At 66.9% G+C, this 14,665-nt stretch carries 12 protein-coding genes; 8 read left to right on the plus strand and 4 right to left on the minus strand.

The window, feature by feature from the left end; translation table 11 throughout:
- Positions 1-240: 240 nt before the first annotated feature.
- The gene (gene tsf / locus QMG28_RS07760; RefSeq protein WP_281841649.1) at positions 241-1,116 is read right to left on the minus strand and encodes a translation elongation factor Ts; all 876 of its coding nucleotides are present in this window, start codon (positions 1,114-1,116) and stop codon (positions 241-243) included.
- A gap of 73 nt (positions 1,117-1,189) precedes the next feature.
- Positions 1,190-1,975: a 30S ribosomal protein S2 gene (gene rpsB / locus QMG28_RS07765; protein WP_281841650.1), complete on the minus strand. Its 786-nt coding sequence runs from the start codon at positions 1,973-1,975 to the stop codon at positions 1,190-1,192.
- Between the two features lie 171 nt (positions 1,976-2,146).
- On the opposite strand from rpsB, the gene QMG28_RS07770 reads away from it, so the two are divergent.
- The 6 genes from QMG28_RS07770 to arsB all read left to right on the plus strand — a co-directional run bounded on the left by QMG28_RS07770 (position 2,147) and on the right by arsB (position 8,661).
- Complete coding sequence (locus QMG28_RS07770; protein WP_281841651.1) at positions 2,147-3,040, plus strand: PfkB family carbohydrate kinase; 894 nt, start codon at positions 2,147-2,149, stop codon at positions 3,038-3,040.
- A gap of 88 nt (positions 3,041-3,128) precedes the next feature.
- The gene (locus QMG28_RS07775; protein ID WP_281841652.1) at positions 3,129-4,040 is read left to right on the plus strand and encodes a pseudouridine-5'-phosphate glycosidase; all 912 of its coding nucleotides are present in this window, start codon (positions 3,129-3,131) and stop codon (positions 4,038-4,040) included.
- 127 nt (positions 4,041-4,167) lie between these two features.
- Entirely contained in the window at positions 4,168-4,950 is a 783-nt protein-coding gene (locus QMG28_RS07780; RefSeq protein WP_434784434.1) for a DUF502 domain-containing protein, read from the plus strand.
- Positions 4,947-5,558 (plus strand): LysE/ArgO family amino acid transporter, encoded by a 612-nt coding sequence (locus QMG28_RS07785; protein WP_281841654.1) that lies wholly within the window; start codon positions 4,947-4,949, stop codon positions 5,556-5,558. The genes QMG28_RS07780 and QMG28_RS07785 overlap by 4 nt, the downstream gene beginning before the upstream one ends.
- Positions 5,559-5,780: 222 nt before the next feature.
- Positions 5,781-7,622, plus strand: a complete 1,842-nt coding sequence (locus QMG28_RS07790; RefSeq protein ID WP_434784432.1) for an extracellular solute-binding protein — start codon at positions 5,781-5,783, stop codon at positions 7,620-7,622.
- Between the two features lie 22 nt (positions 7,623-7,644).
- A complete protein-coding gene (gene arsB / locus QMG28_RS07795) occupies positions 7,645-8,661 on the plus strand; it encodes an ACR3 family arsenite efflux transporter (RefSeq protein ID WP_281841655.1) in 1,017 nt (338 codons plus the stop codon).
- 43 nt (positions 8,662-8,704) lie between these two features.
- Here the strand turns inward: arsB and queA are convergent, their stop codons facing one another.
- Both queA and QMG28_RS07805 read right to left on the minus strand, forming a co-directional pair.
- On the minus strand, positions 8,705-9,787 hold the full coding sequence (gene queA, locus QMG28_RS07800) for a tRNA preQ1(34) S-adenosylmethionine ribosyltransferase-isomerase QueA (RefSeq protein ID WP_281841656.1): 1,083 nt from the start codon (positions 9,785-9,787) through the stop codon (positions 8,705-8,707).
- A gap of 7 nt (positions 9,788-9,794) precedes the next feature.
- The gene (locus QMG28_RS07805) at positions 9,795-13,106 is read right to left on the minus strand and encodes an AsmA-like C-terminal region-containing protein (RefSeq protein ID WP_281841657.1); all 3,312 of its coding nucleotides are present in this window, start codon (positions 13,104-13,106) and stop codon (positions 9,795-9,797) included.
- A gap of 93 nt (positions 13,107-13,199) precedes the next feature.
- On the opposite strand from QMG28_RS07805, the gene bcp reads away from it, so the two are divergent.
- Both bcp and QMG28_RS07815 read left to right on the plus strand, forming a co-directional pair.
- Complete coding sequence (gene bcp / locus QMG28_RS07810; RefSeq protein ID WP_281841658.1) at positions 13,200-13,673, plus strand: thioredoxin-dependent thiol peroxidase; 474 nt, start codon at positions 13,200-13,202, stop codon at positions 13,671-13,673.
- A 17-nt stretch (positions 13,674-13,690) separates the two neighbouring features.
- On the plus strand, positions 13,691-14,497 hold the full coding sequence (locus QMG28_RS07815) for a ferritin-like domain-containing protein (protein WP_281841752.1): 807 nt from the start codon (positions 13,691-13,693) through the stop codon (positions 14,495-14,497).
- The last annotated feature ends 168 nt before the right edge of the window (positions 14,498-14,665 follow it).

The raw sequence follows: 14,665 nt of genomic DNA on the forward strand, positions 1-14,665 counted from the left end.
TTGGCCAGGGAACACGGGGTGAGGGCCTGCGATTACAGGGATCCCTCATCCCACAAAAATGGCCCGCGGTGATCCCTCGTCTCGGGTTTTTATGGGCAGACATGCCCGGGTGTTTAAAAGGTGTTTGGCGTGTTCCATCCCAAATGTCGCGCCAAGAAAAACGGCGCCAGTGCTGCACTGGCGCCGTTTTATTGTTGCAAAACAAGGCGCGGGCCCCTGCCCCCGCCCTGATCCGTCCGATCAGCCCTTGGCCATCGAGGCGACTTCGGCGGCGAAGTCGTCTTCTTTCTTCTCGATGCCTTCGCCCACTTCCATGCGGATGAAGCCGGTGATCTCGGCACCCGCATCTTTCGCAGCCTGCGCCACGGTCAGATCGGGGTTGATCACGAAGTTCTGGCCCAGAAGCGTGACTTCCGACAGGAACTTGCGCATCCGGCCCTCGATCATCTTCTCGATCACGGCGTCGGGCTTGCCCGATTCCTTGGCGATGTCGATCTGGATCTGGCGCTCATGCGCAAGCACGGCGGGATCAAGGTCGGCTTCCGACAGCGAGGCCGGGTTCACCGCGGCGATATGCATGGCGACCTGCTTGCCGAACGCCTCGTCACCACCCTTGAGCGCGACCAGAACGCCGATCTTGCCCATGCCCTCGGCAGCAGCGTTGTGGACGTAAGCGGCCACCACATCGCCCTCGATCTTCGCCATCCGGCGCAGGGTCATGTTCTCGCCGATCTTGGCGATCTTGTCGGTGATCAGGTCGGCCACCGGCTTGCCGTCCACGCTGGCGGTTTTCAGCGCTTCGGTATCGGCGACGCCGAGCGCGGCTTTGGTGACCGCGGCCACCATCTCCTGGAACTCGGCGTTCTTGGCGACGAAGTCGGTCTCGGCGTTCACCTCGACGGCCACGCCGGTGCCACCGGCAACGGCGACGCCCACGAGGCCCTCAGCCGCGACGCGGCCCGATTTCTTGGCGGCGGCGGCCAGGCCCTTGGTGCGCAGCCAGTCCACCGCGGCGTCCATGTCGCCATCGGTTTCGGTCAGCGCCTTCTTGGCGTCCATCATGCCGGCGCCGGTCATTTCACGCAGTTCTTTCACTTGTGCGGCGGTGATTGCCATTTCGGCTCTCCTTCAATGAATAGCGGCCGGGAGCGTTCTCGGCGCTCCCGGTAACAGCGTTGTGACGCGAGGATCAGGCCTCGGCTTGCGGCGCCTCTTCGGCGGCGGCCTCGACGGCTTCCTCAACCGGAAGCTCTTCGAGCGCGCCCACGTCGATGCCGGCGGCTTCGAGCTGGCCCGACATGCCGTCGAGCGCGGCGCGCGCGGCAAGGTCGCAGTAGAGCGCGATGGCGCGCGCGGCGTCATCGTTGCCGGGGATGATGTAATCCACACCGTCCGGCGAGCAATTGGTGTCGACCACGGCCACGACCGGAATGCCCAGCTTCCTGGCTTCGGCGATGGCAAGGTCTTCCTTGTTCACGTCGATCACGAACAGCAGGTCCGGCACGCCGCCCATTTCACGGATGCCGCCGAGCGAGGCTTGCAGTTTGCCCTGCTCGCGCTCCATGTTCAGCCGCTCTTTCTTGGTCAGCCCCTCGGCGCCGGCGGCGAGCTTCTCGTCATATTCCTTCAGCCGGTTGATCGACTGGCTGACGGTCTGCCAGTTGGTCAGCGTGCCGCCGAGCCAGCGGTGGTTCATGTAATACTGGGCCGATTTTTCGGCCGCCTCGGCGATCGGCTTCGCCGCCTGACGCTTGGTGCCGACAAAGAGGATGCGGCCGCCCTTGGCCACCGTCTCGCGGATCACGTTCAGCGCCGCGTCGAGCATCGGCACGGTCTGGGTCAGGTCGATGATGTGGATGCCGTTGCGGTCACCGTAGATGAACTCCGCCATGCGCGGGTTCCAACGCTGGGTCTGGTGACCGAAGTGAACGCCAGCTTCCAAGAGCTGACGCAGGGAGAAATCAGGGAGCGCCATGTCCATTTCCTTTCCGGTTTGCGCCTCGGCGGGGCATCAGGGCTCGCGCCCAACCGGCGGACCGTTGCGGGATGTCTCCCCGCAGGGCCCAACCCCGCCTGTGAAGTGCGCGCGTCCTACCTCCCTTTCGGGGCTATTGCAAGCCCCTCTCCGCCCTGCCACAAGCGGAGCATGGGTAACGGGCAAACTATTCTCTGCATCGGCTCGGTGCTGTGGGACATCATCGGTCGCGCAGGCGGGCCGATGCGGCTCGGCAACGATGTGCCGGGGCGGATCACCCGGCTGCCCGGCGGCGTGGCGATGAACATCGCCACGGGGCTTGCGCGCTTCGGGCTGACGCCGGTGCTGCTCACCGCGATCGGCGCCGATGCCGATGGCGAGGTGCTGATGGCGGAATGTCGGCGCCTCGGGCTCGATACAGGCCATGTCACCCGCGATCACGGGCTGCCCACCGATCAGTACATGGCGATCGAAAGCGGCGAGGGGCTGGTGGCCGCCATCGCCGATGCCCATTCGCTGGAAGCGGCGGGCGACCGGATCCTCGCCCCGCTGGAAAACGGCACCCTCGGCAGCGCCGATGCGCCCTATTGCGGCCTCATCGCGCTCGACGGCAATCTGACCGAAGCCCTGCTCGCCGAGATCGCCACCCGCCCCTCCTTCGCCGCCGCCGATCTGCGCGTGGCGCCTGCAAGCCCCGGCAAGGCCACAAGGCTGCGCCCGCTGATCGGCCATCCCGGCGCGAGCTTCTACGTCAATCTCGAAGAGGCCGGGCTGATCCTCGGCAGCGTCTTCACCTCGGCGTCGCGCGCCGCGGAGGCGCTGGTCGAGGCCGGGCTTGCCCAGGCGCTGGTCACCGATGGCGCGCGCGCCGCCGCCGAGGGCACGCGCGGGGGGATCGTCACCGCCACCCCGCCACGGGTGGTCCTCGCGCGCGTCACCGGCGCGGGCGATACCTTCATGGCCGCCCATATCGCCGCCCAGGCGCGTGGCCTCACCGGCGAGGCGGCGCTGCAAACCGCCCTCGACGCCGCCGCCACCTATGTCAGCGGGGAAGACCCCGCATGACCCCCCTGCCCCTTTCATCTTGCCGATAAATATCCCGGGGGTCCGGGGGCAGCGCCCCCGGCCTCGCCGCCCAGACCGGACATCAGACATGATCGACATTTCCTATTCCCCCGAAACCGCCGCCGCCAGGAAGGCCGGCCTGCCCCTCGTCGCGCTCGAAAGCACGATCATCACTCACGGGATGCCGTTTCCGCAGAATGTCGAAACCGCCCGTGCGGTCGAGGCCGTGATCCGCGCCGAGGGGGCCGTGCCCGCCACCATCGCTGTGCTGGCGGGGCGGCTGCATGTGGGGCTGACCGACGATGAGCTTGACCGGCTCGGCCAGGCGCAGGGCGTGGCCAAGCTCTCGCGCGCCGATTTCGCCGCCTGCCTCGCCAGTGGCGGCACCGGAGCCACCACCGTGGCGGCGACGATGATCGCCGCGCATCTGGCCGGGATCGAAACCTTCGCCACCGGCGGCATCGGCGGCGTGCATCGCGGCGCCGAGACCAGCTTCGACATTTCCGCCGACCTCGCCGAACTGGCGCAGACGCCGGTCACGGTCGTGGCCGCAGGGGCCAAGGCGATCCTCGACATTCCGAAAACGCTGGAAGTGCTGGAAAGCGCCGGCGTGCCGGTGATCGCTTACGGGCAGGACGATTTTCCCGCCTTCTGGTCGCGCTCCTCCGGCCTGCCCGCGCCCTTGCGCATGGACAGCCCCGAAGAGATCGCCGCCGCCGCAAGAATGCGCGCGGCGATGGGCCTGCCGGGCGGCCAGCTCGTCGCCAACCCGATCCCGGTGGAAGACGAGATCCCCGCCGCAGACCTCGCCCCGGTGATCGCCGCGGCACTTGCCGCCGCCGAAGCCGAAGGGATCGCGGCCAAATCCGTCACCCCCTTCCTGCTCGACCATATCTTCCACGCCACCGAAGGCCGCTCGCTCACCGCCAATATCGCGCTGGTGAAGAACAATGCCCGCCTCGCCGCCGGGATCGCTCGGGCCTTCGCCCAGGCCGGCTGACTGGCCCATGGAGTGATGTGAATTTGGGCGGCCCGCGAACGCGCGGCCCATTGCCGCCCTGCCGCATTCCCCCTACATAGAAACGGCACCCCGGGGAAGCGGCATGGATCTGAAAGACCTCAAGGATATGAGCGAAGACGCCGATGGCGGCGGCAGGTCGCGCCTGTCGCGCTGGCTTTTGCGTCCGGTCACGGCCTTTCGTAACAACTTCCTCGCCGGTCTCGTCGTGGTCGGCCCCATCGCCATCACCCTGTGGATGATCTGGGCCTTCGTCGGCTGGATCGACAGCTGGGTGATGCCCTTCGTGCCCGGCTATTACCACCCCGACGCGCTGATTCAGCGCTGGTTCGGGCAAAGCCAGTGGTTCATCGCGATCTTCGGCGAAGACGTGCATGTCAACGTGCGCGGCGTGGGTGTCGTCTTCTTCCTGCTGTTCACCTCGCTGGTCGGCTGGGCCGCCAAGGGCTTCATCGGCCGCAGCTTCGTCGCCTGGGGTGAGCGCGTCGTTGCCCGGGTGCCGATCGTGCGCTCGCTCTATAACGGGGTGAAGCAGATCGCCGAGACGATCTTCGCCCAGCAGGACAGCAAGTTCGACAAAGCCTGCCTCGTCGAATATCCGCGCAAGGGGATCTGGGCCATCGCCTTCATCTCGACCAATGCCAAGGGCGAGATCGACAGCCGCATTCCCGTCGATGAACCGATCATCTCTGTCTTCCTGCCCACCACGCCCAACCCCACCTCGGGCTTCCTGCTCTTCGTGCCCCGCCATTCGGTGATCGAGCTCGACATGAGCGTCGAGGACGCCGCCAAGCTGGTGATCTCGGCGGGCCTCGTCTACCCGAACGGCAAAGAGGCCAAGGCGGCGGTTGAAGGCAAGGCCACCCCCGCCCCGGCTGACCGGCCCGCATGAGCGCCGCCACGCTTACCGGCTTCTTCACCGGTCTGTCGCTCATCCTCGCCATCGGTGCACAGAACGCCTTCGTGCTGCGCCAGGGCCTGTTGCAGAGCCATGTCTTTCCGCTTGCACTGTTTTGCGCCGCCTCCGATGCGCTGCTGATCGCCGCGGGCGTGGCGGGCTTCGGCGCGCTGACCGCGGCGCTCCCGGCGCTGCCGGTGGTGATGAGCCTCGCCGGCGCGGGGTTCCTGATCGTCTATGGCATCACCCGGCTGCGCGCGGCCTGGATCGGCGGCCACCGCCTCGCCCCCGAAGGCGAGGCGCACAGCCTCGGGCGCACGCTCCTGCTGGCCGCCGCCTTCACCTGGGCCAACCCGCATGTCTATCTCGACACGCTGGGACTGATCGGCGCCGTTTCCACCAGCTTCGCCGCCGGAATGGAGCGGCTCGCCTTCGGTATCGGTGCGGTCTTTGCGAGCTTTGTCTTCTTCTTCAGCCTCGGCTACGGCGCTCGGCTTCTGGCGCCGCTCATGCGCTCGGCCACGGCCTGGCGCGTGCTCGACGGTCTGATCGGCGTCACCATGCTGGCGATTGCGGCGAAGCTGCTGCTCGGGCTGGTCTGACCCCTATCCGAAAGGCGTAGTCCCACCCGGCCAAAAAAAACGCCGGCACAAGGCCGGCGTTAAGTCATTGAGGCAGGTTTCATACAGGCAAGAAACCTATCGAGCAGTAACCTCTATATAGAACTTCTGCCTCCGCCTTCCAAGCTAAAAGTTTGAAAACCTTGGCACGCCCCTCTAGCATCGCCACCAGCGAAACAAGGAATCTGGAGGTTTGTTGCCGAGATGAGACCAGAGTTTTTCCGCCGGACCCGTCAACAAACCCAAACGATTCTTGGCGCATTGGCAATTTTCACCGCCGGCCTCGCCGCCGCCGGGGCCGAGCCGATGCACGGGATCGCGATGTATGGCGATCCCGCCTTGCCCGCCGACTTCACCCATCTGCCGCACGCCAACCCGGACGCGCCGAAGGGCGGGAGAATCGTTTTTGCCGAATCGGGCGGCTACGATTCGCTCAACCCGTTCATCCGAAAAGGCAGCGCGCCCTGGCAGTTGCGCTACTGGGCGGTGGAAAGCCTGATGGGCCGGTCCTATGACGAGCCCTTCACCCTGTACGGGCTGCTGGCCGAAACGATCGAGACCGCGCCGGACCGCAGCTGGGTCGAGTTCACCCTGCGCGAAGAGGCAAGGTTTTCCGACGGTTCGCCGGTCACGGTGGAAGATGTGATGTGGTCTTACGAAACCCTCGCCACGCTCGGCCACCCGCGCTATGCCGGCGCCTGGGCCAAGGTCGAAAGCATGGAGCAGACCGGGCCGCGCTCGATCCGCTTCACCTTCAATGTCGACGACCGCGAGCTGGCGCTGATCATCGGCATCCGCCCGATTCTGAAGAAGGCCACCTATGACGGTGTGGCCTTCGACGAGAGCGACGGGGTGGCGATCGTGCCGGTCACATCCGCCCCCTACGTGATCACCGAGTTCGAGCCGCAACGCTTCATGGTGCTCAGCCGCAATCCCGATTACTGGGGCAAGGATCTGCCCTTCATGCGCGGTCAGGCCAATCTCGACGAGATCCGGCTCGATTATTACGGCGATGGCGATGTGGTGTTCGAGGCGTTCAAGGCCGGCGAGGCCAATACCTACCGCGAGACCAACGATCAGAAATGGGCCACGCAATACACCTTCCCGGCGGTGGAGCGCGGCGATGTCGTGCTGTCGGAAGTGCCGCATCGCCGGCCCAACGGGTACAACGGCTTCGTGATGAACACGCGGCGGTCGCAATTCGCCGACTGGCGTGTGCGCGAGGCGATGATCCAGGCTTTCCCCTTCGAATTCATCAACCAGACGATCAATGGCGGCGTGCCGCCCCGGATCGTGACCTATTTCGCCAATTCGGTGCTGGCCTCCGAGCCGGGCACCCCCGCCGGGGGCCGCGTGGCCGAGCTGCTCGCGCCCTTCGCGGCAGACATCCCGCCGGGCGCGATCGAAGGCTATGCCCTGCCCGTCTCCGACGGCTCCGAGCGCAACCGCGCAGGCATCGCCGCGGCGCTCGATCTGATGGAACAGGCCGGCTGGACCGTGCAGGACGGGGTGATGAAGGATGGGGCCGGCACGCCCTTCACCTTCGACATCCTCGTCAGCCAGAACGCCACCGAAAGCCGCCAGATCATCGACATCTACACCGCCGCACTTGGCCGGCTCGGGATCACGCCCACGATCACCGCCGTGGATGCGGCGCAATATGTCGAACGCGGCAAGGCGCTCGATTTCGACATGGTGCCAAATAGCTGGGCCGCCTCGCTTTCGCCCGGCAACGAGCAGAAGCTCTATTGGGGCAGCGCGCAGGCCGATGCCGAGGGCACCCGCAACTGGGCCGGGGTGAAAAGCCCCGCGGTGGACGCGATGATCGACACGATGCTCGCCGCCACCGATCAGAGCGAGTTCAACGCCGCTGCCCATGCGCTCGACAGGCTCCTCGCCGCCGGCCGCTACGTGGTGCCGATCTGGTCGATGCAGCCCAACCCCTCGCATATCGCCCATGCCCGGCAACTGCACTTCCCCGATTATGTGCCGATGTATGGCGATTACCTCGGCTTCCAGCCGGAAACCTGGTGGTGGGCGGAGTAGCCCCCGAAGCCGGAGCAGGGATATGAGCTTTTTCGAACGGACCCTGACCCTCTGGGTCGGGCTTGCGATCCTCGCGGGTGTGGCGCTGGGCTATGCGGTGCCGGGGCTGTTCGCCGCGCTGGCGGCAGCGGAACTGGCGCGGGTGAACCTCGTCGTCGCCGTGCTGATCTGGGTGATGATCTACCCGATGATGGTCCAGATCGACTTTTCGGCCATGCGCGATGTGGGCAAGCGCCCGCGCGGGCTGGTGCTGACGCTGGTGGTGAACTGGCTGATCAAGCCCTTCACCATGGCCGCGCTCGGCTGGCTGTTCTTCCGGGTGATCTTCGCGCCCTGGGTCGATCCGGCCACGGCGGGCGAATACATTGCCGGGATGATCCTGCTCGGGGTAGCCCCCTGCACCGCGATGGTCTTTGTCTGGAGCCAGCTCACCAAGGGCGATCCGAATTACACGCTGGTACAGGTCTCGGTGAACGACGTGATCATGGTCTTCGCCTTCGCCCCGATCGCGGCCTTCCTGCTGGGCGTCAGCGAGGTGGCGGTGCCATGGGAGACGCTGCTCCTCTCGGTCGTGCTGTTCGTCGCCCTGCCGCTCGTCGCGGGCGTGGTCACCCGCCACCGGCTGGAGGCGCGCGGACCGGCCGCCGTGGCGGGCTTCGTCGCCCGGCTGAAACCCTGGTCGGTGGTCGGCCTGCTCGGCACGGTGGTGCTGCTCTTCGGCTTTCAGGCCGAAAAGATCATCGCCCAGCCCCTCGCCATCGTCCTGATCGCGGTGCCGCTGCTGATCCAGACCTATGGCATCTTCGCGCTGGCCTATGGCGCGGCGCGGATGATGAAGCTGCCGCACAACATCGCCGCCCCCGCCTGCATGATCGGCACGTCGAACTTTTTCGAACTCGCCGTCGCGGTGGCGATCTCGCTCTTCGGCCTCAATTCCGGCGCGGCGCTCGCCACCGTGGTGGGGGTGCTGGTGGAAGTGCCGGTGATGCTCACGCTGGTGGGGTTCGCCAACCGCACACGGCACTGGTTTCCGGCCTGATCCGGCGCGATCTTGAGTATTTTTGCCAAGAAAAAGGAGGCGGTCAGTTATCCTGCGGCAAGAGCAGCGAGGCATCGCCGTAGCTGAAGAAGCGGTAGCGCTCTTCGATCGCATGGGCATAGACCGCGCGCATCCGCTCAAGCCCCATCAGCGCCGAGACCAGCATCATCAGCGTCGATTTCGGCAGGTGGAAATTGGTCATCAGCGCGTCGGCGATGCGGAAGCGGTAGCCGGGACGGATGAAAATGTCAGTCTCGCCGATCCACGGTACGATATGGCCCGGCGCGTCGGCGGCGCTTTCGATCAGCCTCAGCGCGGTGGTCCCGACCGGCACGACCCGCCCGCCCGCTTGCTTGGTGGCGTTGATCTCGTCGGCAGCGCGCGGGCTCACCTCGCCCCATTCCGCATGCATCTTGTGATCGGAAAGGTCATCGACCTTCACCGGCAGGAAGGTGCCCGCGCCCACATGCAGGGTGACATGGGTGATCTCCACCCCCCGCGCGGCCAGCGCCGCCATCAGGGCGGCGTCGAAATGCAGCGAGGCGGTTGGCGCGGCGACGGCGCCCGGTTTCTCGGCCCAGATCGTCTGATAATCCTCGCGGTCCTGCGCATCGGCCTTGCGCTTGGCTTCGATATAGGGCGGCAGCGGCATTTGCCCGGCTTCCGACAGAGCCGCGTCGAAATCCGCGCCCGCGCGGTTGAAGCGCAGCCGCGCCTGCCCCTCCGCCTTGGCAACACAGATCGCCGAGAGCCGGTCGGAAAAGACGATTTCCTCGCCTTCGTTCACCTTGCGCAAGGGTTTGACCAGCGCCTGCCAGTCGCCGCCCGCCGCGGGCTCCAGCAAGGTCACCTCGACGCCCGCCACCGCCGTGCCCCGGTGCCGCTGGCCGCGCAGCCGCGCCGGGATCACCCTCGTGTCGTTCAGCACCAGCCGGTCGCCGGGGCGCAGGAAGTCCGGCAGCTCGATCGCGGTGGCATCGGTCAGCCGTGACGGCGTGGCCACCAGCAGCCGCGCCGAGGAGCGCGGGCGCGCGGGCCGCGTGGCGATCAGCGCGTCGGGCAGGTCGAAATCGTAATCCGACAGGCGATGGCCCTCGGCGGCGCCATCGGGAGCGGGCTTGGTCATGTGCGGGTTACTCCTGCGGCTGCTGCGGCGGCGGACGGCGGAAGATCTCGCGGAACGCGCCCGGGGTGAGGATCGACAGCGGGTTGATCTCTACCGCCGGTTCCGAGAACGGCCCCTTGAGGGTGAAGTTGAAGCCGACAAGCCCCTCGCCCTCGCGCGCCGAGAAGATCCGGCCGATGGAATTGAGCAGGTAGAAGGGCGAGAGCACGCCCTGCATGTCGACGGTCCCGGCGGCCATGTCGTAATAGCCGTCGAGCGAAATGCCCATCGAGGCGCTGACCGCCGAGGAGCGGTAGAGCGTCACCGCGCTGGGGGTCAGACGGAAGCGCCCCTCCACCTCGCTGAACCGGATGCCGGGCCCGGAAAGCTGGTCGAGCAGGCCCACGACCGAGACCGCCGAGAGCAGTTCGGCCATTGCCGGCGCTTGCACCAGACGCACATCGGTGATGGTGAATTCGCCTTCATAGGTGCCGACCTCGCCCACCGGCGCGAGGATCAGCTCAAGCTTGCCGCCGCGCGCGGTCTGGAAAATGTTGGTGCCGCGCAGCACCCCGCCTGCCCTGTCGGATGTGATGCGGAAGGCGGCGCCGTTTTCCTGCTGCGCCACCGTGCCCTGGATCTGCGTGCCGCCGATGATGCGGCCGGTGAAGGTGCCGTGCAGCCCGCCCGACAGATCGAGATCGCCACGCAGGTTCTGGATCTGGATGCCTTCCGAGATGATCAGCTTGTCGAGCGCGAGGGTCAGCGGCATGCGCGGGCCGGGCGCGCCGCCGCCGCCACCGGAATCGAGATCGGCATGGCGCATGTCGATGGTGCCGCCGGGCACGGTGATCGCGATCGGCTGATTGGCGCCGCGCCCGGTGAGCGTGACCGGCGCATCGAGCCAGCCGCCGATGGTCACCCGCTCGAACACCGCCTCGCTGAGCCCGCCGCCCTCGGCGGTGGTGACGCGGCCGCGCGCGGTCAGCCCGGAGGCTTCGAGCACCAGGCTGTCGGCAACCGGCCGGTCGCCGACACGCGCATCCACCTCCAGCTTGCCGGTGCCGGAGGCGGCCTTGCTCCAGCCGGTGCCGGGGATCGACATGCCGAGCCCGGCGAGATCGGAGGTGAGCACGAGATGCGGCCCGTCTTCGAAATCCATCGCGAAATGCGCCCGCGTCGTGCCGGTCACCATTTCCTCGATGGCGCCGAGGCCGAACTCGCGCAGCGAGGAGGCGTTGAGCGCGATGGTCCCTTCCACCTGCGCACCGCCGGCCTTGCCGTCGATCATCGGCACCCGCCAGCTTCCCGAGGCCGAGGCCTGCCCGATCCGCACCGGCCCGGTGATCTCCACTCCGCTATTGGTGGCGTTCACGCTCAGGCTGTCGGCCACCAGCAGCTTCTCGGCGATGACCTGATCGGAGGTCACATCCGTCAGGGTGGCACGGATGTCGTATTGCAACTGGTCGGCGTGCAGATCGCCGGGCACGATGGGAAAGCTCACCCGGCCGCGCGCCGCCATATGGCCGCGGGCCAGTTCCGGCCCGTAGCTGTTGCCCTCGAAGATGTGGAACGGCGGCAGATCGAGCAGCGCCAGCCCGCCCCGGATCGGTCCCTCCATCGCGAGGTTCACCGCGCCGATATTGGGCTCGGCGTACAGATCGGCGATCCGGTAGGACAGGCCCGAAAGATCCATCACGCTGCCATCCGGCGCGGTCACGCTGGCAGTATCGGCGACGGCGGTGAAGGAGTGCGGGCCGATGCTGATATAACCCTCGGCGATCTCGACCTGCGGCAGCGTGTCGATCACCCGCACGATACTGTCGCGCATGCCGAACGTGCCGCTCATTGAAACCTTCTCGCCCGGCTCCTTGCGCCAGACGACCACGCCTTCGGTCGCCTCGCCCGCAGAGACGTTTCGGGCCACCCAGGCACGGGTCACCGGTTCGGCCCCGACCGGCCAGATGGCGAGGATCTCGTCCACGGGCGCGCTTTCGAAGCGCCCGTCCAGCGCCATGTGCCAGCCATCGCGCTCGGCGCCAAGCGTGCCAGAGACCTCGTAGCGCCGGTCGCCCCGGTAGACAACGGCCTGACCGATGTCGATGGTGAAGGGCGAGAGGCGCACCCGCAGATCGGCAACGCCGCTGTCGAGCACCAGCGGCGCCTCGAACATGCCGGCAGGGTCGAGCAAGGCGCCCCCGAGCCGGACCTGCCCGATCAGGCTGCCGGGCCAGCCGCCCTGAAAATCGGCGAGGAACACCTGCCCCTCGGCCTCGGCGGTGCCAAGCTCGGAACGCACCGAAAAGCCCTGGAAATCCAGCCGCTGCTGGCTCGGCTCGAAGTCGATATAGATTTTCGCCCCGTCGAAGGCGGCAGGCTTCGCGCCCGGCACGGGCGAGAGCGCGCCCTCGCCGATCTCCATCGTGCCGGCGAGGTCGGAGACCGCGCCGCTCGGGTCGAGCGTGGAGCGCAGCGCGCCCGAGATCGGCGCGTCGATCACCGACAGGAAAGCCAGCGCCGGCGCCTGCGCGGCGATATCGCGGGCGGCGGCATTGGAGAACCGGGCCGACAGGCTCGCTTCGGAACTGTCGCGCGCCGAGCGGAAGGCAAACTCGGTGGTGGCCAGCTCCTCGGTGCCGTTGAACACATCGAAACTCACGGTGGTATCCACCACCCGCTCGCCCGGCGCGATTTCCAGCCGCCCGTCGGTGACCTGCCACAGCCGGCCGGAGCGCGCATCTTCCAGCGTGATGGTCAGATCGGTTGCCTCAAGCCGCGCCGTGGTTTTGAGCAATCCGTCGTTGAAGGCGGTGTCGATCGTGTCGAGCACGGTGGCGAGGCTGCCCGCCGTGCCGATTTCCTGCCCGAGTTGCAGCGCGAAGCTGCCATCCTGAAGCCGCCGCAGCGTCATCTGCGCGCCGCGCAGCCGCAGGATCGTCGGTTCGATCTTGCCGACCAGAGCGCCGCCCAGCCGAAAGCCGCCCTCGACGCTGTTGAGCTGCGCCAGTTCCAGCCCGGTCGCATCCTTGATCCCGAGGCCGACAAGGCGCAGCATCGGCCGCCCGCGCGGGGTGACGCCGAATTCCACCTGCTGCAGCGTGAACGACCCCTCGGGCATTGCCGCGTTCATCCGGTCGAGCACCTGCATCGCCACCCAGCCGGGCAGCGCGATCACCCGGCCGGTAAGCGACATCGAGGCCAGCAGGAGAAACAGCGCGACCAGCCCGGCCGAAACCAGCGTCCAGATGCTCAGATGCCAGTGCAGACGCCGCGGCCGCCAGCGGCGGCGCGGTTCCGGCGTGGTGGCCTTCGGTTTGTCCGTGCTCGTGGTGTCGGTCATACAGCTTCTTGCAGGGCCTCAAGCTCCGCCCTAGTTTCGCGGGCATGGCCCATGGAAATATGCCATAAGCGAATGACTTCAGGAAGGAAAGCAATGTCGGACAGCCTTGTCGAGCTCGGCGCGAAAGCGCCTGATTTCACCCTGCCCCGCGATGGCGGCGGCAGCGTCAGCCTTTCGGATTTTGCCGGCAAGCCGGTGGTCCTGTTCTTCTATCCCAAGGCCAATACGCCGGGCTGCACCACCGAGGCGCGCGATTTCACCGCCATGCTGGGCGCGTTCGAGGCCGCCGGAGCGGTGGTACTGGGCATTTCGAAAGACAGCGTGAAGAAGCAGGAAAACTTCGTCGCCAAGCAGGAGCTGGCGATGCCGGTCCTGTCGGATGCCGAGGGCGACGTCTGCGAGCGCTACGGTGTCTGGGGCGAGAAGAAGATGTATGGCAAGACCTTCCTTGGCATCACCCGCACCACCTACCTGATCGGGCCGGACGGGACGGTTGCGCAGGTCTGGCCGAAGGTGAAGGTCGCCGGTCATGCCGAAGAGGTGCTCGACGCGGTGCGCGCGCTGTGACCGAAACGCTGGCGGCGATGGCCGAAGCGGTCTTGCGCACCGCGGACGGGCATGAAAAAGCCGCGCTTTCCCAAAGCCTTGCCGCCCGCTGGCAATCTTCGCGCGAAGCCGGTGCGCCGCTCGATATCGGCACCGCAACCCCGCCCGACCGGCCTGCCCGGCCCGCACGCCCCGAATTGCTCGATCCGCGTGACGTGCCGCGCCGCCGGCCCGGCTCGCCCGCGGGCCGGATCGCGATGCTGCACGCCGTGGCGCATATCGAGCTGAACGCCATCGACCTGCACTGGGATATCGTCGCGCGCTTCACCGCCACCAGGATGCCGCCTGGATTCTATGATGACTGGGTGAAGGCCGCCGCCGAGGAATCCCGTCATTTCAAGCTCGTAACGGGCGTTCTTGAGGCGCATGGCAGCCATTATGGCGCGCTTCCCGCCCATGCCGGGATGTGGCGTGCGGCGGAAGACACGATGGACGATCTGATGGGTCGCCTCGCCGTCGTGCCGATGGTGCTGGAGGCGCGGGGGCTCGATGTGACCCCCGACATGATCGCCCTGTTCGAGAAGGCCGGCGACGAAAAGGCCGTGGAGGCGCTCAGGGTGATCTATGCCGAGGAAGTCGGCCATGTCGCCTATGGGTCGAAATGGTTCCATTTTCTCTGCGGCCGCCACGAGCTGGACCCGAAAGACACGTTTCACGGCCTCGTGCGGCGCTACTTCCACGGCGCGCTAAAGCCGCCATTCAACGAGGAAAAACGCGCCGAAGCCGGGTTGCCGCCCGAATTCTACTGGCCGCTTGCTGAAAACCGCGCCACTTCCGCGCGGTAGCGCTCACATCCGCCCGACAGCCAAAATCGCCGCGAAAGTCGGCGGTTTCTCGCCAAGTGCGACATACCAACCCAATGAAAAAACGCCCGATTTCTTGCCTCATCGGCCGCCAGCGGCTATTCAAACTGACAACGCGCGCGATTGTGGATAAGTCGCGCGCCTTTCGGG

It is taken from the genome of Sinisalibacter aestuarii, assembly GCF_027923545.1.
Lineage (GTDB): Bacteria > Pseudomonadota > Alphaproteobacteria > Rhodobacterales > Rhodobacteraceae > Sinisalibacter > Sinisalibacter aestuarii.

Excerpts from the sequence above, each read along its gene's own strand:
- tsf (WP_281841649.1), bottom strand. The coding sequence starts at position 1,116 with ATGGCAATCACCGCCGCACAAGTGAAAGAACTGCGTGAAATGACCGGC.
- QMG28_RS07815 (WP_281841752.1), top strand. The coding sequence starts at position 13,691 with ATGGCCGAAGCGGTCTTGCGCACCGCGGACGGGCATGAAAAAGCCGCG.
- rpsB (WP_281841650.1), bottom strand. The coding sequence starts at position 1,975 with ATGGCGCTCCCTGATTTCTCCCTGCGTCAGCTCTTGGAAGCTGGCGTT.
- QMG28_RS07805 (WP_281841657.1), bottom strand. The coding sequence starts at position 13,106 with ATGACCGACACCACGAGCACGGACAAACCGAAGGCCACCACGCCGGAA.
- QMG28_RS07785 (WP_281841654.1), top strand. The coding sequence starts at position 4,947 with ATGAGCGCCGCCACGCTTACCGGCTTCTTCACCGGTCTGTCGCTCATC.
- QMG28_RS07780 (WP_434784434.1), top strand. The coding sequence starts at position 4,168 with ATGAGCGAAGACGCCGATGGCGGCGGCAGGTCGCGCCTGTCGCGCTGG.
- QMG28_RS07770 (WP_281841651.1), top strand. The coding sequence starts at position 2,147 with ATGGGTAACGGGCAAACTATTCTCTGCATCGGCTCGGTGCTGTGGGAC.
- bcp (WP_281841658.1), top strand. The coding sequence starts at position 13,200 with ATGTCGGACAGCCTTGTCGAGCTCGGCGCGAAAGCGCCTGATTTCACC.
- queA (WP_281841656.1), bottom strand. The coding sequence starts at position 9,787 with ATGACCAAGCCCGCTCCCGATGGCGCCGCCGAGGGCCATCGCCTGTCG.
- QMG28_RS07775 (WP_281841652.1), top strand. The coding sequence starts at position 3,129 with ATGATCGACATTTCCTATTCCCCCGAAACCGCCGCCGCCAGGAAGGCC.
- arsB (WP_281841655.1), top strand. The coding sequence starts at position 7,645 with ATGAGCTTTTTCGAACGGACCCTGACCCTCTGGGTCGGGCTTGCGATC.
- QMG28_RS07790 (WP_434784432.1), top strand. The coding sequence starts at position 5,781 with ATGAGACCAGAGTTTTTCCGCCGGACCCGTCAACAAACCCAAACGATT.